Source organism: Acidithiobacillus sp. TH-A117 (genome assembly GCF_057473465.1).
Genome location: NZ_JBYCKQ010000017.1, coordinates 1 through 17,573 on the forward strand (window position 1 = coordinate 1; position 17,573 = coordinate 17,573).

The 17,573-nt window shown below is 56.6% G+C and carries 20 protein-coding genes; 11 read left to right on the forward strand and 9 right to left on the reverse strand.

Annotated elements, in window-relative coordinates; all coding sequences use genetic code 11:
- The 7 genes from AC2VLR_RS03465 to AC2VLR_RS03495 form a co-directional block, all read left to right on the forward strand.
- Positions 1–785 (forward strand): ATPase, T2SS/T4P/T4SS family (locus tag AC2VLR_RS03465; RefSeq protein ID WP_486880863.1); only part of this gene is annotated, 785 nt, incomplete at its 5' end.
- Positions 786–820: 35 nt separating this feature from the next.
- Positions 821–2,434 (forward strand): sensor histidine kinase, encoded by a 1,614-nt coding sequence (locus tag AC2VLR_RS03470; RefSeq protein WP_486880864.1) that lies wholly within the window; start codon positions 821–823, stop codon positions 2,432–2,434.
- Complete coding sequence (locus AC2VLR_RS03475) at positions 2,431–3,789, forward strand: sigma-54-dependent transcriptional regulator (protein ID WP_486880865.1); 1,359 nt, start codon at positions 2,431–2,433, stop codon at positions 3,787–3,789. Before AC2VLR_RS03470 ends, AC2VLR_RS03475 begins: the two co-directional genes overlap by 4 nt.
- Positions 3,786–4,604 (forward strand): prepilin peptidase, encoded by an 819-nt coding sequence (locus tag AC2VLR_RS03480; RefSeq protein WP_486880866.1) that lies wholly within the window; start codon positions 3,786–3,788, stop codon positions 4,602–4,604. Before AC2VLR_RS03475 ends, AC2VLR_RS03480 begins: the two co-directional genes overlap by 4 nt.
- A 6-nt stretch (positions 4,605–4,610) precedes the next feature.
- Positions 4,611–5,219, forward strand: coding sequence for a dephospho-CoA kinase (coaE, locus tag AC2VLR_RS03485; protein WP_486880879.1), 609 nt, complete (start codon positions 4,611–4,613; stop codon positions 5,217–5,219).
- A gap of 95 nt (positions 5,220–5,314) precedes the next feature.
- Positions 5,315–6,061 (forward strand): cell division protein ZapD, encoded by a 747-nt coding sequence (locus tag AC2VLR_RS03490; RefSeq protein WP_486880867.1) that lies wholly within the window; start codon positions 5,315–5,317, stop codon positions 6,059–6,061.
- A 38-nt stretch (positions 6,062–6,099) separates the two neighbouring features.
- A complete protein-coding gene (locus AC2VLR_RS03495; protein ID WP_486880868.1) occupies positions 6,100–7,104 on the forward strand; it encodes a class 1 fructose-bisphosphatase in 1,005 nt (334 codons plus the stop codon).
- 81 nt (positions 7,105–7,185) lie between these two features.
- Here AC2VLR_RS03495 and AC2VLR_RS03500 read toward each other — a convergent pair whose 3' ends face one another.
- Positions 7,186–7,932 (reverse strand): complement resistance protein TraT, encoded by a 747-nt coding sequence (locus tag AC2VLR_RS03500; protein WP_486880870.1) that lies wholly within the window; start codon positions 7,930–7,932, stop codon positions 7,186–7,188.
- A 306-nt stretch (positions 7,933–8,238) separates the two neighbouring features.
- Here AC2VLR_RS03500 and AC2VLR_RS03505 point away from each other — a divergent pair, with 306 nt between their 5' ends.
- Complete coding sequence (locus AC2VLR_RS03505) at positions 8,239–8,658, forward strand: ClpXP protease specificity-enhancing factor (RefSeq protein ID WP_486880871.1); 420 nt, start codon at positions 8,239–8,241, stop codon at positions 8,656–8,658.
- Positions 8,655–9,356, forward strand: coding sequence for a transglycosylase SLT domain-containing protein (locus tag AC2VLR_RS03510; RefSeq protein WP_486880872.1), 702 nt, complete (start codon positions 8,655–8,657; stop codon positions 9,354–9,356). The genes AC2VLR_RS03505 and AC2VLR_RS03510 overlap by 4 nt, the downstream gene beginning before the upstream one ends.
- On the opposite strand, the gene AC2VLR_RS03515 is transcribed toward AC2VLR_RS03510, so the two are convergent.
- From AC2VLR_RS03515 to aroQ, 6 genes are read right to left on the reverse strand one after another with little or no spacing between them, the layout of a single operon-like run.
- Positions 9,338–9,580 (reverse strand): helix-turn-helix domain-containing protein, encoded by a 243-nt coding sequence (locus AC2VLR_RS03515; RefSeq protein ID WP_215843337.1) that lies wholly within the window; start codon positions 9,578–9,580, stop codon positions 9,338–9,340. The genes AC2VLR_RS03510 and AC2VLR_RS03515 overlap by 19 nt on opposite strands.
- Positions 9,581–9,590: 10 nt before the next feature.
- Entirely contained in the window at positions 9,591–10,223 is a 633-nt protein-coding gene (locus AC2VLR_RS03520; protein ID WP_486880873.1) for a zinc-ribbon and DUF3426 domain-containing protein, read from the reverse strand.
- Positions 10,224–10,227: 4 nt separating this feature from the next.
- Complete coding sequence (prmA, locus tag AC2VLR_RS03525; RefSeq protein ID WP_486880874.1) at positions 10,228–11,106, reverse strand: 50S ribosomal protein L11 methyltransferase; 879 nt, start codon at positions 11,104–11,106, stop codon at positions 10,228–10,230.
- Entirely contained in the window at positions 11,103–12,449 is a 1,347-nt protein-coding gene (gene accC / locus AC2VLR_RS03530) for an acetyl-CoA carboxylase biotin carboxylase subunit (RefSeq protein WP_486880875.1), read from the reverse strand. The genes prmA and accC overlap by 4 nt, the downstream gene beginning before the upstream one ends.
- A 1-nt stretch (position 12,450) precedes the next feature.
- Positions 12,451–12,930, reverse strand: coding sequence for an acetyl-CoA carboxylase biotin carboxyl carrier protein (accB, locus tag AC2VLR_RS03535; protein ID WP_215843333.1), 480 nt, complete (start codon positions 12,928–12,930; stop codon positions 12,451–12,453).
- 20 nt (positions 12,931–12,950) lie between these two features.
- On the reverse strand, positions 12,951–13,409 hold the full coding sequence (gene aroQ / locus AC2VLR_RS03540) for a type II 3-dehydroquinate dehydratase (RefSeq protein WP_486880876.1): 459 nt from the start codon (positions 13,407–13,409) through the stop codon (positions 12,951–12,953).
- 233 nt (positions 13,410–13,642) lie between these two features.
- On the opposite strand from aroQ, the gene AC2VLR_RS03545 reads away from it, so the two are divergent.
- On the forward strand, positions 13,643–14,500 hold the full coding sequence (locus AC2VLR_RS03545) for a diiron oxygenase (RefSeq protein ID WP_215843330.1): 858 nt from the start codon (positions 13,643–13,645) through the stop codon (positions 14,498–14,500).
- A 74-nt stretch (positions 14,501–14,574) separates the two neighbouring features.
- The gene (locus AC2VLR_RS03550; protein WP_486880877.1) at positions 14,575–15,006 is read left to right on the forward strand and encodes a hypothetical protein; all 432 of its coding nucleotides are present in this window, start codon (positions 14,575–14,577) and stop codon (positions 15,004–15,006) included.
- Positions 15,007–15,018: 12 nt separating this feature from the next.
- On the opposite strand, the gene ftsZ is transcribed toward AC2VLR_RS03550, so the two are convergent.
- Together ftsZ and ftsA are read right to left on the reverse strand one after the other, a co-directional pair.
- Entirely contained in the window at positions 15,019–16,188 is a 1,170-nt protein-coding gene (gene ftsZ / locus AC2VLR_RS03555) for a cell division protein FtsZ (RefSeq protein WP_215843329.1), read from the reverse strand.
- A gap of 45 nt (positions 16,189–16,233) precedes the next feature.
- Complete coding sequence (ftsA, locus tag AC2VLR_RS03560) at positions 16,234–17,517, reverse strand: cell division protein FtsA (protein ID WP_486880878.1); 1,284 nt, start codon at positions 17,515–17,517, stop codon at positions 16,234–16,236.
- Positions 17,518–17,573: the final 56 nt, after the last annotated feature.

Sequence of the window (17,573 nt, forward strand, 5' to 3'; positions counted from 1 at the left end):
AACGCAAAGCTTTTGAAGAAGCCATTCACCGCCCCTATGGCATGATTCTGGTGACGGGGCCGACCGGCTCAGGTAAAACCACCACCCTGTACACGGCCTTGAATATCCTCAATACCGGTGACTGCAATATCAGTACGGCGGAAGATCCGGTGGAAATTCCGGTGTATGGCATCAATCAGGTGAATATCAATGAACGCATTGGCTTGAATTTTGCCGCCGCGCTACGTTCATTTTTGCGCCAAGATCCTGACATCATCATGGTCGGTGAAGTGCGCGATCTGGAAACCGCCGAAACGGCCATCAAGGCAGCGCAGACCGGTCATCTGGTGCTCGCCACCCTGCACACCAACGACGCTCCGCAAAGCTTGACCCGGCTGGAAAACATGGGTATCCCCACCTATAACATCGCCGGCGGGGTGCATCTGGTCATGGCCCAACGTCTGGCTCGCAAGCTCTGCACCCACTGCAAAAAGCCGGTCCGTATTCCCGATCAGGCGCTGGTCGAGGCGGGCTTTGCTGCCGAAGAGTTGCAAGGCTGGCGGCCCATGGGCCCGGCAGGTTGTGATGCCTGCAATAAAACCGGCTACAAGGGCCGGATTGGTCTTTATCAGGTGATGCCAGTCAGTGATGCCATGCGCGAAATCATCATGCGCGGAGGAACCGCCCTGGACTTGGCCCGCCAGTCCGCCACGGAGGGCGTGCTCACCATGCGTCAGAACGGCTTGCGCCGGGTCAAGGAAGGGGTGACGAGCCTGGAAGAGGTGCTGCGAGTCACCAACCTCTAATGGTTTGCTGATGCGGCACTCCGCTAAAGACCTCCATGACGGCTGAGTTGCTCCAGCAGGATGGTGCCTGGCGCCGCTTGTGGGGCGTGTCCGCTTATCGTCTACTGATTGCGGCAGCTATTGCTGTACTGGTGCAACTCCCCTTCAGTGCCAGTCTGCTGGATCTGGGCCCGCGCCTGCGCCCTCTGAGTCTGGTTTCCCTGGTGGCTGCCGGGATGAGCCTGTTCTATCTGCTGCTGCTGTTGATGAAGCTCCCGGATCAATCGCGCTGGCATGTCTGGCTACAGGTCCTGGTCGATACGGTTCTGGTATTGCTACTGTTGCATTATGGCGGAGGTATCAGCGGCCCGTTCAGCATTCTTCCTTTTCTGTTGCTGGTTTCGGTAGCCAGTTTACTGCGGGGCAAGGGCGCTTTTTTATTCGTCTGGATTTTGTTACTCCTGCTGGTTGTGGAATCCCTGCAAGGGGGCATGGCGAGCGTACACCCTCTGTTCGGCCAGCTGTTTATTTATATTCTGGCCCTGGTGGCGGTAGCGGTACTGGCCGACAGTCTGGTCCGCAGTCTGGATCGCGGCAATCGTCTGGCTCAGCAGCGCGATCAGGAGCTTTTCAACCTGAATGTGTTGAACCAGGAAATCGTTCAATACATGGATGTGGGCGTACTGGTACTGGACAGGCATAATCGGGTCATCCTCAGCAATCCCCTCGCCCGGAAGCTGACGGGCTATCGCTTTTGGGGCAATGTGCCGGTCGCCATCGACCTGGTACAGGCACGCATAGCCGCCATGTTGCTCAAGCAGCAAGGGGATGACGATGAAGTTCTGCTGCCTCTTGGCCCTGATGATCCAGCTGCCAGGGATCGCACGCCTTCTTTGCTGGTGCGAAAAATCACGCTTCCGGACAGCCCCTATCGGCTATTACTGCTGCGCGATGCCTTGGCCTTGCGAGCCCGGGAGCATGAGGCCCAATTGGCGGCGCTGGGGCGCCTCGCTGCCAATATCGCCCATGAAATCCGTAACCCCCTGAGTGTCATCCGTCATGCCGCCAATTTGCTGGACGAAAATCTGGAAAACAAGGGATCCCGGCATTTGTTTGCCATCCTGGAAAGAGAAACCGTTCGAATTAATGATATTGTCGAATCGGTACTGGAAATGGCCCGGCCGGGGCCTGCTCATCTGGAACCCATTGCCTTGTCGAGCTGGTTGCCGAAACTGCTAGTTCAACTGCAGGCGGATCCCCAGTTGGCAGAGACCCATGTGCTGGTGGAGGATATTCCGGGCAGTCTGCTGGTTTACGCTGATCCTGCCCAGTTGCGTCAGGTGATCTGGAATTTATTGCATAATGCGGCGCAATATGGCATTGATGCAGAGGGATTATGTCGTATGGAAATCAGCGCGGAGCGCTTTAACAAAGAACAGGTTATGCTGACCCTGCGAGATTTTGGTCCGGGTATCCGGCCGGAAGTCATGGAGCGCATTTTTGAGCCTTTTTTTACAACCAATTCCAGGGGTACGGGATTGGGTTTGCCCATGGTGCGCGAGTTGATCAGCATGAATGGTGGATATGTGCAGTGTGAAAATCATGCCGAAGGTGGTGTGTTGTTTAAAATATTTTTGCCCTGCTGGAACCTGCATGAGGAAGAGACATGACGACAAGCCGCTCTGTTCCTTCCGCTTTGGTGGTGGATGACGAGCCCAATATTGTCGAATTATTACGCATCACCCTCGAAGGAATGGGTTTGGAAGTGTCCGGTGCCCATTCCCTGGCTGAGGCGCAGGCGCGTCTTGCCACAGGACTTCCTTCTCTCGTCCTGAGTGATCTGCGTTTGCCGGATGGTTCGGGTATTGATCTGGTGCGTCATCTTCATGAGAAGCATCCTCAGCTTCCGGTGGCCGTGATTACTGCCTATTCATCAGCTGACGGCGCCGTGGAAGCCATGCAGGCCGGGGCTTTTGATTATATGTCCAAGCCCATTGAGCTTGCCCGCCTGCGGCATCTGGTCGCCGCAGCCATCAAGCTCAACAATCCGCAAAACCCGGAGCATGATGCTACGGACAGGCTGGTCGGGCATTCTCCTTTGATGCAGCAAATTCGGGAAGATATTCGCAAGCTCGCGCGCAGTAATGCTCCCGTACATATCACCGGTGAGTCGGGGACCGGCAAGGAGCTGGTGGCCCGGGCCATTCATGATTCGAGTTTGCGCCATGACCAACCCTTTGTGGCTGTCAATTGCGGGGCCATTCCCGAGGGCCTGATTGAAAGTGAGTTGTTCGGTGCAGAAAAAGGCGCTTATTCTGGAGCGACCCAGGCCCGCCAGGGACTCTTCCAGGCGGCTAATGGCGGCACGCTTTTTCTGGATGAAATCGGCGATCTGCCCATGTTGATGCAGGTCAAATTGCTGCGCGCCATTCAGGAAAGGGTCATCCGGCCCCTGGGTGGATCACGGGAAATATCTCTGGATCTGCGCTTTATTTCGGCGACCCACCGTGATCTGGGAGCGATGGTGGATGCCGGGACTTTTCGTCAGGACCTTCTCTACCGCTTGAACGTCGTCCAGTTACATCTTCCCCCCTTGCGTGAGCGGCGGGAAGATATTCCCCAGCTGGTGGATGTCATTTTGCAGCGGATGAACGGGCCAGGCAGCGGGGGCCCGGCGACCCTGGCTGAAGAGGTAATGCACAAACTGCTGGAATATGATTTTCCGGGTAATGTGCGTGAACTGGAAAATTTACTGGAGCGCAGCCTGGTTTTCCCGGACAAGAATATTCTCGAAACCGGAAAAGCGCCCGCACACTGTCAGAACGAGGAGCAGCCTCCGGTTCCCCGGGTCACGCGAGGCGAATCGGGGGTGGCTCGGGCCCTGGATGATGCCGAAGCTGCCTTGCTGCGCAGTATGCTTGAAGTGGCTGCCGGTGATGCTGCTATGGCTGCACAGCAGCTGGGCATTAGCTCGCAATCATTTGCGCTGAGAATGGCGCGGAGCTCGGCAGGGGGTCCTGAATGACCGCCTTTTTCCCTATAGCGGGCTATATTTTTGTCGGCTTGTTCGGGCTGCTCATCGGCAGTTTTCTCAATGTGGTGGTACATCGGGTTCCCCGCCGTGAATCGGTCATTCGTCCGGCCTCCCATTGTCCACACTGTGGCCATGTGCTCCGTGCCTGGGAAAATATTCCCGTTCTCAGCTGGTTGCTGCTGCGCGGCCGCTGTCACGATTGTGGCAGCGCCATTGCCTGGCGCTATCCGGCACTGGAGCTGTTGACCGGCATCTTCAGCGTGATAGTGGCCTGGCAGTGGGCCATACACCATGCAATGAGTTTACGTTGGTCCCTGCTCCCCGCGTTGCTGTTCACCTGGATATTGCTGGCGTTGACGCTGATTGATCTGGAAACCCAACTCCTCCCGGATCGCATCACCAAACCGGGTATGCTGCTCGGGTTGCTCATCAACGCCTCCGACTTGTTTTGGCCGGGACTGGCCCTGACCACGCCCTGGAATGCCTTGCTCGGTATTGTCCTGGGTTATGGCAGTCTCTGGCTGCTGGCCACCGCTTATCTGAAAATGACCGGAAAACACGGCATGGGCGGAGGCGATCTCAAACTGCTCGGCCTGATTGGTGCCTGGCTCGGCTGGCAGGCGGTGTTCCTGACCCTGTTTATTGCCGCAATCAGCGGGGGGCTGGTGGCTGTGGCCTTTCTGCTGGGCGGCAAGGGGCGGGATTATGCCATTCCCTTTGGCCCCTATCTGGCCCTGGGGGGCTGGTTGATGCTGCTCTGGCCCCATGAAATTGTGCAGGGCTACCTGCATTTGCTGGGGAGTTGATTGACCATGCGCATAGGGCTGACCGGTGGCGTCGCCAGTGGCAAAAGTACCGTCGCGGCAATGCTGGAGGATCTGGGTGCCCATATTCTCGATGCCGACGTTCTGGCGCGGGAGTTGGTCGCACCGGGACAACCTGCTCTGGACGCTATCGTCCAGCACTGGGGCAGCGAGTATTTGCAGGCTGATGGTAGCTTGGATCGGTCGCGCTTGCGGGCCCGGGTTTTCGGCGATTCAGCGGCCAGAAAATGGCTGGAAGCCCTCTTGCATCCGCAGATCCGTCAGCTTTTTCTGGAGCGCAGCCAGCAACTGCAAAAAAAACAGTCCGCAGCGATCCTGGTCTGGGTGGTGCCGCTGCTGGTTGAAAATCATTACCAGCCACTGCTGGACCGGATTCTGGTGGTGGATTGTCCGCGTCCGCTGCAGGTTGCCCGCTTGCAGCAGCGCCCCGGCTGGTCCGCCGCGCAGATAGAAGCGGTGCTGGCAGCACAGCTGGATCGAGTGCAGCGTAATGCCGCAGCCGATCATGTAATCAGCAATGAAAAAGACCTGAGCAGTTTGCGTGCGGCGGTACAGGCTTTCTGGGAGACCCTGCATAAAGGTCATGGATTTGCCTAGAAAAATTGTCTGTGGCACCCTGTCTCATGGTGCCCGAAAATGGTGCACACTTGGCTGCCTGGAAGGGTGGCGAGTATGGATAACAAAGGACAGGCATGGCAGTTTATGAGCATCCCCTGCATGAGCGCGCCCGATTGCTGCTGCGATTGGAGAGTGTTTTTGCCCAGGCGCAACGTATTCATGAAGCGGATCTCCGCCAGGCCTTGCGCCCGTACAACGAGCTGCTGGATTTTTGTGCGCGTCCCGAACTGCGTCTCGACCTGATTCTGGAGCTGGAGCGACTGGGGCAAAGCCTCAGTCTCTGGTCCCAGAGCCCGGAGGTGGATGAGGGACCTTTGCGCGCCTGGCAGTTTCGTATTGATCAGCAGCTGAAATTGCTGAGAGAGCATCGAGAGCCCTTCGGGGAAGTGTTGCGCCATCAGGAAATCATCCAGCTGGCGCGGGGCCGTATGGGCGTTGCCGGTGGCCTGGCCGATTGTGATTTGCCGCTGCTGGCTTTTTGGAATCAACAGCCCCCTGAACGTGCCAGCGCTCTTCTGGGAAGCTGGGTAGAAGGGCTGCAACTGTTACAAAGCAGTGTGGATCTGATTCTGGCCTTGTTGCGCGACTCCTGTGCCTGGTCGTCTGTGGAGGCTCCGGAGGGACGATATGGTTCTGCCCTTGATCCACGGCACCCGCCTTCCTTGATCCGTCTGGAAATAGCCGATCATCTCGATGGCTATCCTAAAATCAGCGGCGGTATTCACCGTTTTCATATTCAATGGTTGCAATGGTTGGACCACGGGGCAGCGCGCGCGATAGAATCCACCATCACCTTCAAACTGGGCCTGAGCGCTCTGTAGAAATTCTCTTCATTCAACGGCTTTTAAAGGATCTGCGCATGCATATTGGCACTACCCTGACACAATTCATTACCGAGGAAACGCGTCGCCATTCCGAAGCTTCGGGTGATTTCGCTGCACTTTTGAATGACCTGGCAGTTTCCTGCAAGTTCATTGGCGCCCAGGTGTATCGCGGGGCATTGGTGGGAGCGCTGGGGAGTGCCGGTACCGACAATGTGCAGGGCGAAGTGCAGAAAAAGCTCGATATCATCTCCAATGATGCCATTTTGCATGCCATGGACTGGACCGGGCATCTGGCCGGTATGGCCTCCGAGGAAATGGATGATCCCTATGCCATTCCCAACAGTATTCCCCGGGGCAAATATCTGTTGCTTTTTGATCCGCTGGATGGTTCCAGCAATACCGATGTGGGGATCAGTGTCGGCACGATTTTCAGCATTCTCCGTGCGCCGGTGGCAGGGCAGAATGCCAGTCTCAAAGATTTTCTGCAGCCGGGTGTGGAACAGGTGGCTGCGGGCTATGCCTTGTACGGTTCCAGTAACATGCTGGTATACAGCACCGGGCAGGGGGTCAATGGTTTTACCCTGGATCCTTCCATCGGCGAGTATATCCTCACCCACCAGCAGATGCGAATTCCCGAAGACACCCAGGAATATGCCATTAACATGAGTAATCAGCGGCACTGGCAAAAACCGGTCCAGCGCTATATCGAGGAACTGAATCAGGGCAGCGAAGGGCCGCGCCAGAAAAATTTCAACATGCGCTGGGTCGGCTCCATGGTCGCAGATGTCCATCGTATTCTCTGTCGGGGCGGCATTTTTCTGTATCCCTTTGACCAGAAGGATCCTAAAAAACCGGGTAAGCTACGTTTGCTTTACGAGGCCAACCCCATGTCCTATCTGGTTGAACAAGCGGGGGGCGCAGCCAGCACCGGGACGGCGCGTATTCTGGAAATCCAGCCCGACAGCCTGCATCAGCGGGTTCCGGTGATTCTAGGGGCCAAAAATGAAGTGGAGCGGGTACTCAGCTACCACCTGAATTAGTGCATCGGCAAAAAAAACGCTCCTGCTTGCGGCGGGAGCGTTTTTGTAACTATGCCCGGAATGGTCCGGGCGGCCTGGTCCTCAGAGAATACCAGAGAGACTGTGGACCAACTGACCCTGCAAGGCGGGCACGGCGTCCTTGAAGTCCAGATTGACCTTGTTGGCGGTGGAGACAATACGGGTCCGGTAATACATCCAGTGATTGGTGCCGCTGATCTGCTGGGTGGTCGTACTGCTGGTGCCCTGTTGCAGGCTGGAATTGGTCTGTTGATTGACCGCCTGTTTGCTGCGTTCAGCAATTTGGACGTCGGTGATCATGGCGTAGGTCACATCCTTGACCAGGGAGTTCGCAACTAAGCTAATGGCGCCCCCTACCAGGGCACCCGCGCCCGCCCCGGTCCAGCTCTGGCCGATAACAGCTCCGGCGGCAGCACCAAATGCGGCACCACCAAAACCATTGGTCAAGGACTTGTTGGCGGCCGCTTCGGACATTTTGCCCACGGACAGAATATTAATTTGCATCATGTAATGGGCCTGGTTGTAAGGAACGATGCGATAGCCCTGGTTGGTCAGATTGGCATCGATTTCCTGTTCCAGTGCAGCCACATTGAGGGTCTTGTCAGAGGTGTTTTTAAACTGTACGTACACTGTCTGCTCTGACGGGGGAACTGGATTCAGGAAAATGGTGTTGGACATTTTCGTCTGTACACTCAGATCCTTATGTTCCAGGGCAACCTGGGTGGCGGCACAGCCCGACAGGGCAATGGCACTGGCGGCGGCAAAAGTATAAGTCACAAAACGAAGCTGTTGACGGCTGACAAACGGCATGAGTTCCTCCGAACGTAAAAAATCAACCCCGGTATGGAGCGATCAAAAGGTTATTGTGATTTGTATTTTAGAGATTAATGTAAATGAGGCAAGAATTATTTGTCTTAAGCACATCTACCGGATTTTTTTGCAGAAAAGAATTTGTATAAATCTGAAGCCATATTATTTTTGTTGTTTGTCATGGCGGTCAGTCCCGGGTAATTGGTCTGGGAATGCTTGAGCCTTGAGATCTCCTGGATTTCGGCTAAATAGATAGTATATTGATATCGGACTGTTGCCGTGCTGCTTGTGAATGGAGAAAATGTTTTGTTACCAGAAAGTGCCAAGCCTTATTTGTTGAAGGGTATTTACCAGTGGTGTATCGACCAGGGCCATACCCCTTATATTCTGGTGGTGGTGGCCTATCCGGGGGTGTCGGTGCCCAGTGGTTATGCCAAGGATGGACGGATGATTCTGGATATCTCGCCGCGAGCCTGTCACAACCTCAGCATGGCCGATGACTGGATTTGCTTCAATGCCCGCTTTGGCGGAGTGGCACGCAATGTGGATGTGCCGATGGCGGCGGTGGCGGCTATTTATGCAGCAGAAACCCAGGAAGGAATGGGTTTTGCCGAGCCGGAAATTCCCGCTGCTCCACCGCCGGGAACCGATCCCGTCGGCCACGAAGGATCTGGCTCCGAAGCTCCTGAAAAGCCGGAAAAACCTGCACTGCGAGTGGTCAAGTGAAAATCCCGTTCAGCCTTCTGGGCCTGCTCTTGTGTGGGTGTGCCAGCGTTGCCCAAGCGAATATTTATGCGTATACGGATAGCCACGGGGTCGTCCACCTGACCAATGTTCCCGCCGGTAACAGCCAATACCATATGGTGATGCGTACGCCCAAAATGCCGGTGGCAGTGGCCCGTGCCGATTTTAATCAGGTAGCTCGGCAGCAGTACCAGTCCCTGGTACGCTCTGCGGCCAGCCGTTACGGGGTGAGCCCGGCCTTGGTGAACGCCGTTATTTCTGCCGAATCCGGCTATAATGCGGGGGCTGTTTCTCCCAAGGGGGCCATCGGGCTGATGCAGTTGATCCCTGCAACAGCCGCACGCTTTGGGGTTGCCAACGCCTTCAGTCCGGCGGAAAACATCAACGGCGGAACGGCTTATCTGGCCTATTTGCTGCGCAAATTCAGTGGTGATCTAAGACTGGCCATCGCTGCCTATAATGCGGGTTCCAACGCAGTCATCCAGGCGGGGTACCACATTCCCCCCTTTGCGGAAACCCAGGCTTATGTGCCACGGGTGTTGGCCTTTTATCAGCATTATCTGAATGGCGCTGCGCCAGAACAGATCACGGCGGTGGCGGCGAAAGCCTCACCTTTGCCCGCACCCGCACCCGCAGCGATTTCTACTTCTCCGCAGTTGATTCAGGTATCCAACCCGTAATTCTGCAGCTTCTTGCGTAAGGTATTGCGGTTGATGCCCAGCCATTGGGCCGCCGTGCTGCGCTGTCCGGCACATTTCTTCATGGTGTGATCCAGCAGGGCACGTTCTACCTGCTCAATGATTTGCGCGTGCAGGTTGTGCGGAGCATCGCCATCCAGATCTTCCACATAGCGATCCACCATCATGATGACGCAATCACTCAAGGTCATGAATTCTGTACTCATGGTCCGGGCCTCAAGGCTGGCTCAGGAGAGTGACCTGATAACCTGCGGCGGCAAGCAATTGGGGGCTCTTGAGGGTGAACGGGACGGGTTGCCGGGACAGGAACCCGGAGGAAATGGCCTCCGGCTGCTCCAGATAGTCTTTCGCCTTGAATTGCAAATGGGCAATGGGGGCGCCATAGACATTGCTCAAGGTGACCTGGATGACCGGATAGGCCTGCACATGTCCAGCCAGATTTTCCATTTTCCCGGTAATTTCGGCCCGTTGGTTTCCCAGGGGGGTGACATGACTATCGACAATACGCATTTCCTTATTGGGTCCCGGCCAGGAGATAGTCGTACCCAGGGCGTTAGCACCCCGGATCATGGCCTGGCGGATAGGTGCGCTGTTGGCGGCATAACTGTAAACACCGGTGGACCAGAGAATTTGTCCGATCAAGGCCAAAATCAACAGGAAAATGATGAGCAGGAGCAAATAGCGCCCCAGTCGCTGGCCTAGATGAAGACCCGCCGTGCTGGTCTCGCTGTCCATATCCACCTGAAATATCTGCTGACAGACACTGCATTTGACCTGATAGTGATGATTATGCAGGGCTTTGGGATCAACGCTGAAGGTGGACTCACAACGGGGGCAGGTTATTTCCATGTTCTCAGTCTCCGGATTTACGCTGGCCATAGAGTAGCGACCAGTCTTCTTCATGTTGCGGCATGGCGAAATTGAAATAGGGTGCGTAGGCTTCCTGAATGCCAGCTTCCTGGCTGTGGAGAATACCCGAGAGCGCAATCCAGCCTCCGGGTTTGGTCAGGGCTGCAAGAGTGGCCGCAAGTTGCAGCAGGGGGCCGGCCAGAATATTGGCGACCAGAATATCCGCCTGAGGCAGTGGGTTTTGCTCAGGCAGCGATAGTTGGAACTGCTCTATGACGCCATTGCGTTCGGCATTGACCATGGCTACCTTCAGGGCCTGCGGGTCGGTGTCGACACCATAAGCGATTTTTGCGCCCAAAAGCAGGGCAGCAATGGCCAGAATGCCGGAACCGCAGCCATAATCGATGACGCATTCTCCGCCACGAATGTGGCTTTCCAGAAAATGCAGACAGCGCGAAGTGGTGGGATGGGCACCGGTACCGAAGGCTTGTCCGGGATCAAGATGTAATTCGTAAGGCGCGCCCTCGGGAGCGCGATCCCAACTGGGGACAACCCAGAGTTTTCCGAACTGGCGGGCCGGAAATTGTGCCTGGGTGCTGGATATCCAATCCTGATCTGCCACAGCCTGAAGAGAAGCCCCATAATGTTGCCAGGCGGCACGCTCAATCAGGGCGCGCAAATCAGCCTCAGCATGGACATCAGCGGCAAAAAGGGCCTGACAATGACTGTTTTGCCAGAGTTCTCCCGCCACGAACAGGGCTTCGCTGGCATCCTGTTCCAGAAAGGTGATGGCGTCAGCACCCGCTTCCAATAGCTGTGCTTCCACAGCGGCCGCAGCTTCCGCCGGTACCTGCAGGTCCAATTGCCACCAGGCGACATTCATAGGGAGAGCAACGCCTCCAGATAGTGGATGTTGATCTCACCAGCGGCATATTGGGCTTCTTCGAGAATGCGACGATGCAGCAGGATGTTGGTCTGGATGCCCTCGATGCTGGTTTCCCGCAGGGCGCTGCGCATGCGCTGCTGGGCCTCCTCCCGGTCATTGCCGTGGGCAATGATTTTGCCAATCATCGAATCATAATAGGGGGGTACCCGATAACCGGCATAAATATGGCTGTCCACCCGGATACCGGGGCCGCCGGGCGGGTGCCAGGCCGTGATTTGTCCGGGAGAAGGGGTGAAGCGTTCAGGATCCTCGGCATTGATGCGACACTCGATGGCATGTCCCCGCAGATGAATGTCTTCCTGCCGGACCTGGAGAGGCTTACCTGCAGCAATGAGTATCTGGGCTTTGACAATATCTATTCCGGTAATCATTTCTGTAACGGGATGCTCTACCTGCACCCGGGTATTCATTTCGATGAAATAGAAGGTCTGGCTGGCAGGATCGTAGAGAAATTCAATGGTTCCGGCACCGCGATAACCCATATCGGTACAGGCCTTGACGACTGCTGCACCAATTTCGGCGCGTTGTTTGGCGCTGATGCCGGGTGCTGGGGCTTCTTCAATGACTTTCTGGTGACGCCGTTGAACGGAACAGTCCCGCTCCCCGAGGTGGACGCAATGGCCGTGGGCATCGCAGAGCACCTGAAATTCAATATGACGGGGGGTTTCCAGAAATTTTTCCATGTACAGGGTCGGATTACCAAAAGCCTTGCCGGCTTCCGCCCGGGTCAGGTTGGCGGCATTGATCAGGTGCGCCTCGGTATGGACGACCCGCATGCCGCGTCCGCCACCGCCACCGGCGGCTTTGAGAATAACCGGATAACCAATGTCCTTCGCGAGTTTTTTGAGGGCTTCGTTGTCGTCTGGCAGGGGGCCGTCCGATCCGGGAACGCAGGGCACTCCGGCTTTTTTCATGGCGGTTTTGGCCGCAATTTTGTCCCCCATCAGGCGAATGGTTTCGGCACGGGGACCAATGAAAGCAAAACCACTGTTTTCCACTCGTTCCGCAAAATCGGCGTTTTCCGACAAAAAACCATAGCCGGGATGGATGGCTTCGGCGTCGGTCACTTCAGCGGCGGCAATCACCGCCGGCACATTCAAATAACTTTGATCGCTGGGGGCGGGTCCGATGCAGACGGACTCGTCGGCCAGCTTGACATGCATCAGGTCACGATCAGGTTCGGAATGGACGGCTACCGTCCGGATACCCAGTTCACGACAGGCACGTTGAATGCGCAGAGCGATTTCGCCCCGGTTGGCAATGAGGATCTTCTCAAACATTTCAATCCTCTGGGGCAATGATGAAGAGGGGTTCGCCGTACTCTACGGGCTGTCCGTTACTGGCCAGCACCTTGATGATTTTGCCGGAAACATCGGCTTCAATTTCATTCAGTAATTTCATGGCTTCGATAATGCAGAGGGTTTGTCCGGCCTTGACGATGCTGCCTTCTTCGACAAAAGGCGCGGCTTCGGGGGAAGAGGCCCGATAGAAAGTGCCGACCATGGGTGACTTGATCATATAACCTTGAGGTGCGCTTTCGGCAGCGGGAGCAGCTACGGGCGCCGCAGCAGGGGCTTGGATGCTTTCCGGGGCCATTGCCGGCAGCGGCGCGGGCTGGGCGTGATAGGTCACATTTTGCGGCACGATGGGAGCTGCATGTCGAGTAATGCGGACCTTGCTTTCACCTTCAACAACTTCAATTTCGTCAATGGCGCTTTTTTCGAGTAGTTCGGCTAGGCGACGAATGAATTGGATATCCATGCTTTTCCTTAATGAGGGGTTCAGTCAGGGCGTGAAACACGCCGGTAAATGGCTTCCAGAGCGAGGAAATAACCGTCGGCTCCTAGTCCCGCTATGACCCCCCGGGCAATATCGGAAAAGTAGGAATGCCGGCGGAAAGCTTCCCGCGCGTGAATGTTGGACAAATGCACTTCAATGAACGGAATGGCCACGGCACTTAGAGCATCGCGCAGGGCGACACTGGTATGGGTGAACGCGGCGGGATTGATGATGATATGGCTGACTCCCTGGGTAGGGGCAAGCTGTACGGCGTCTATCAGTTGATGTTCGGCATTGCTTTGCAGGCTGTTGAGGATCCAGCCCCAGTTGCTGGCCATGGCAGTCAGTTGGGCGTCAATTTCCGCCAGGGTGCTGCGACCATAGTGTCCCGGTTCACGCTGACCCAGCAGGTTCAGGTTCGGTCCGTGCAGTACCAGTATATGAGGGGTAGAGACAGCCATGGCTTCCGCGTAACATCAAGAATAAGCTAAAGTCTGCCGCAAATGCGCAGATAAATCTAGGTCGTACTGTGGCGTTGCCGCTACAGTTTGCCCTTCAGGCATCGCCCCGCACGTTGATTTGCCGTAGAATGCCCCCATATACTCAGTAGTTATGCTTTATGGGCAATGAAGGCATACCGGACAATTTGCCGGAAACCTGATGATTGTCGACGCCGGAGAGAGGTGGCTTGGCCATGTTATACCCTGAATTGTTTAAATCCCTGGAGGCCGCGCGTTGGAATATGGCGACAGATATTCCCTGGGATCAGTTTGATCGGAGCCTGGTGAGTGAAGAGCAGCTCCGTACGATCAAGATGAATGCCGTGACCGAATGGTCAGCTTTGCCGGCCACGGAAATGTTCCTGCGTGATAACCGGGATGACTCGGATTTTTCGGCATTCATGTCCATCTGGTTTTATGAAGAACAGAAGCACGCCTTGGTGCTCATGGAGTATTTGCGACGCTTTGCCCCGGAATATCTGCCGACCGAGGAAGAGCTGCACAATGTGCGCTTTGAATTCGATCCGGCCCCGGCCATGGAAACCCTGATGCTGCATTTTTGCGGGGAAATCCGCTTGACCCATTGGTACAAGTGCGCGGCCCAGTGGCATAGCGAGCCGGTTATCCGTTCCATTTATGAAGTGCTCTCCAAGGATGAGGCGCGGCACGCCGGCATTTATCTGAAATATATGCGGCGGGCGATTGAGCGTCTGGGGGACTCGGCACGTCTGGCTTTTGCCAAAATCGGCGTATTGATGGCGAACACCAAGACCGCCAAGGCACTGCATCCGACCAATTTGCATGTGAATAAAAATATGTACCCCGAGGATAGTGTGCAAAGTCATCTACCCGATCCCGGCTGGCTGGAGCAATGGCTGGATACCCAGATTCATTTTGATGCCATTTGGGAAGGCAAGGTCGTCAACGGCATTTTGCGTAATCTTTCCACCCTGCTGGAAGTACCTATCCAGAGTGCTAAGGACCTCAGCCGTTATCGCAAGGCCATGTCCAGCGCCGAGCGGGATCCTTCTGGACATCTGGCTGCCGGATAAGGGCGGCTTGGAATTGAAGGAGATTTTGTGGTCGCCGTGTTGAGGGGACCCTGATGATTGTCCGGGAAAATTGAGTGGCGCCTGTGGAAACGCTGTGGCGGGGTATGTCTCTGGAAGAACGCCTGAAATGGGCGCTGAGTCCGGACTTGCCCGACGATTACCGCCCCTTTTTGTTGTGCGAACAGTGGGTGCAAACCCGCTGTTATTTTGCCCGAAGGGCAGATTTACGGTCTGCTGAGGTGGATGTTCTGGCCCGGGACGGTGACTACGTCATTCGTCTGTGTATTGCCAAAAGACCGGATTTGTCTGCGGAACAGGTGGCGGTTTTTTGTGCCGATCGCGATCCCAACGTGCGTTATGCCATTGCCCGTAATCCCTTGTTGACTGAACAGCAGCGTGCAGTTCTGCTCCAGGACGAAGATGAACTGGTAAGAACGGCCGCAGCCAAGGGGCCACGGCCGAGTCAGGAACGCTGTCGGCCGGGTCAGGCGCCGTTACTGCGCTGACCCGGTGTTGCTTCAGTCCGCCTGACGGCGCAGGAAAGCCGGAATATCCAGATCGGAAAAGTCCGGTGCGCCGCCGCTACTGCGGGTGTTGGCACTGGCAGGTGCAGCGCGTTCGCCGTGACGCATCCCCACGGGGATATCCAGATTGCGCCAGTCGGAAGGAGTGCTGGGACTGGCAGGGTTGCTGGCACGTCCCCGGATATTCTCCACGGCCAGACGGACCGGCTCACGCTGCAAGCCGGTAGCCACCACAGTAACCCGCAGTTCGCCGTCGAGATCGGGGTCCAGCACCGTACCCACCTTCACATTGGCGTCATCTGCCGCATAGCCGCGAATCAGCTCACCGACTTCCTGGAATTCACCCAAGGTCAGATCCATACCTGCCGTAATGTTGACGAGAATACCCCGGGCGCCGGACAGGTTGATGTCGTCCAGAAGCGGGCTGGAGGCGGCGCGGGTGGCGGCATCCCGGGCGCGGTTTTCGCCCTTGCCACTGGCCGCACCCATCATGGCCAGGCCCATGCCGGACATGACGGTGCGCACATCGGCAAAATCCAGGTTCATCAGACCCGGACGCGTAACCAGTTCGGAGATGCCCTGGACCGCACCCAGCAGAATGTTGTCGGCAGCCTGATAAGCATCCTTGAGGCTGATGGCGGTGCCGAGCACGGCCAGCAGTTTTTCGTTGGGGATAATGACCAGAGAGTCTACATGCTGGGACAGTTCATCAATGCCGGAAAGGGCGTATTGCTGACGTTTTTTGCCTTCAAAGTTAAACGGCTTGGTGACCACGCCGACCGTCAGAATGCCCATGTCCCGGGCAATGGCCGCGACGACGGGGGCGGCACCGGTACCGGTTCCACCACCCATGCCGGTGGTGATGAACACCATATCGGCTTTTTCGAGGGCGGCACGAATGTCGTCGCGACCTTCTTCCGCGGCCTTGCGCCCCACTTCCGGATCGGCTCCAGCACCCAGGCCACGGGTAATCTGGGCGCCGAGCTGAATGGTGCGGCTGGCCAGGGAGTTGCGCAGCGCCTGGGCATCGGTATTGGCAGTGATGAATTCCACCCCTTCCAGCCCGGCACCACACATGTTGTTGATGGCGTTACCGCCACCGCCACCGACGCCGATGACCTTGATGACGGCGCCGTCCTGTTCGCATTCGTTCAATTCAAACATGATATTTCTCCTGATTGGTTCAATGGGGTTCTGGTGAGAAAGCGATCAACCGAAACTGGTCTGGACCCAGTTGCGCATTTTCCGGAAAACACCGCCAAAACTGGTGTCCATGCCGGTTTGGCTGTGATCTTCATAAGCGGCCTTGGGCTGGACGGCAACGGCTGCCTCGCCCTGTCCGGCCGGCTGATTATGCAGTCCATACATGACCAGGCCGACGCCGGTGGCGTGACCCGGTACCCGGACCACATTTTCCATGCCCGGCAAATGCATGGGTTCGCCGACCCGGACGGGCAGATGGAGGATTTCTTCGGCCAGCTCGGCAATGCCTTCCAGACGGCTGGAGCCGCCGGTGATGACCACCCCGGCAGCGATCATTTCTTCATAGCCGGTGCGCCGCAGTTCGGCCTGGATCAGTTCAAACAGTTCCTTGATGCGGGGTTCGATGATGTCGCCGAGAATCCGCCGGGAAATGGTGCGGGGTGGGCGGGTACCGACGCTGGGCACGGCAATTTCGTCATCCTGCTCGATCAGGTCGCCGAGGGCGCAGCCATAGAGCTTCTTGATCTGTTCGGCTTCCACCGGCGGGGTACGCAGGCCGAGAGCGATGTCATTGGTGACCTGGTCCCCGGCAATGGGAATCACCGCCGTATGGCGGACGGCACCATCGCGGAAAATGGCGATGTCGGTGGTACCACCGCCAATATCCACCAGACAAACTCCGAGTTCTTTTTCGTCGGAGGTCAAAACGGCATCGGCGGAGGCCAGTTGTTCGAGAACCAGATCCTGGACCTGCAAGCCGCAGCGTTCCACACATTTGGCAATATTCTGGGCCGCACTGACCGCACCGGTGACGATGTGCACCCGGGCTTCCAGACGAACACCGGACATCCCGACCGGTTCGCGAACCCCTTCCTGGCTGTCAATCATGAATTCCTGGGGGAGGATGTGAATGACATTCTGGTCCTGAGGAATCACGATAGCGCGGGCGGCGTCCATGACCCGGCCCACATCCTCATTGCTGACTTCCTTGTTCTTGATGGCGACGATGCCGTGGCTGTTGTAACCGCGAATGTGACCACCGGCAATGCCGACCACGGCACCGTGAATCTGGACGCCGGCCATGAGTTCTGCTTCCTGGACTGCACGGGTAATGGCCTGCACGGTGGATTCAATATCCACCACCACCCCTTTTTTCAAACCCCGGGAGGGGTGCTGACCGACGCCGATGATTTCTGCTTCACGACCACCTTTAGACTGGGCGACAATACAGGCGACTTTGGAGGTACCGATATCCAGGCCGACGATGAGTTCCTGATGTCCACGTTTCATTTGCTTTCTCTCCTTCGGATCCGGGATCCGTTACTGACTGTTGACGGTGGTCGCTG

Coding starts and splice junctions, on each gene's coding strand:
- AC2VLR_RS03470 (WP_486880864.1), top strand. CDS start 821: ATGACGGCTGAGTTGCTCCAGCAGGATGGTGCCTGGCGCCGCTTGTGG.
- AC2VLR_RS03475 (WP_486880865.1), top strand. CDS start 2,431: ATGACGACAAGCCGCTCTGTTCCTTCCGCTTTGGTGGTGGATGACGAG.
- AC2VLR_RS03480 (WP_486880866.1), top strand. CDS start 3,786: ATGACCGCCTTTTTCCCTATAGCGGGCTATATTTTTGTCGGCTTGTTC.
- coaE (WP_486880879.1), top strand. CDS start 4,611: ATGCGCATAGGGCTGACCGGTGGCGTCGCCAGTGGCAAAAGTACCGTC.
- AC2VLR_RS03490 (WP_486880867.1), top strand. CDS start 5,315: ATGGCAGTTTATGAGCATCCCCTGCATGAGCGCGCCCGATTGCTGCTG.
- AC2VLR_RS03495 (WP_486880868.1), top strand. CDS start 6,100: ATGCATATTGGCACTACCCTGACACAATTCATTACCGAGGAAACGCGT.
- AC2VLR_RS03500 (WP_486880870.1), bottom strand. CDS start 7,932: ATGCCGTTTGTCAGCCGTCAACAGCTTCGTTTTGTGACTTATACTTTT.
- AC2VLR_RS03515 (WP_215843337.1), bottom strand. CDS start 9,580: ATGAGTACAGAATTCATGACCTTGAGTGATTGCGTCATCATGATGGTG.
- AC2VLR_RS03520 (WP_486880873.1), bottom strand. CDS start 10,223: ATGGAAATAACCTGCCCCCGTTGTGAGTCCACCTTCAGCGTTGATCCC.
- prmA (WP_486880874.1), bottom strand. CDS start 11,106: ATGAATGTCGCCTGGTGGCAATTGGACCTGCAGGTACCGGCGGAAGCT.
- accC (WP_486880875.1), bottom strand. CDS start 12,449: ATGTTTGAGAAGATCCTCATTGCCAACCGGGGCGAAATCGCTCTGCGC.
- accB (WP_215843333.1), bottom strand. CDS start 12,930: ATGGATATCCAATTCATTCGTCGCCTAGCCGAACTACTCGAAAAAAGC.
- aroQ (WP_486880876.1), bottom strand. CDS start 13,409: ATGGCTGTCTCTACCCCTCATATACTGGTACTGCACGGACCGAACCTG.
- AC2VLR_RS03545 (WP_215843330.1), top strand. CDS start 13,643: ATGTTATACCCTGAATTGTTTAAATCCCTGGAGGCCGCGCGTTGGAAT.
- ftsZ (WP_215843329.1), bottom strand. CDS start 16,188: ATGTTTGAATTGAACGAATGCGAACAGGACGGCGCCGTCATCAAGGTC.
- ftsA (WP_486880878.1), bottom strand. CDS start 17,517: ATGAAACGTGGACATCAGGAACTCATCGTCGGCCTGGATATCGGTACC.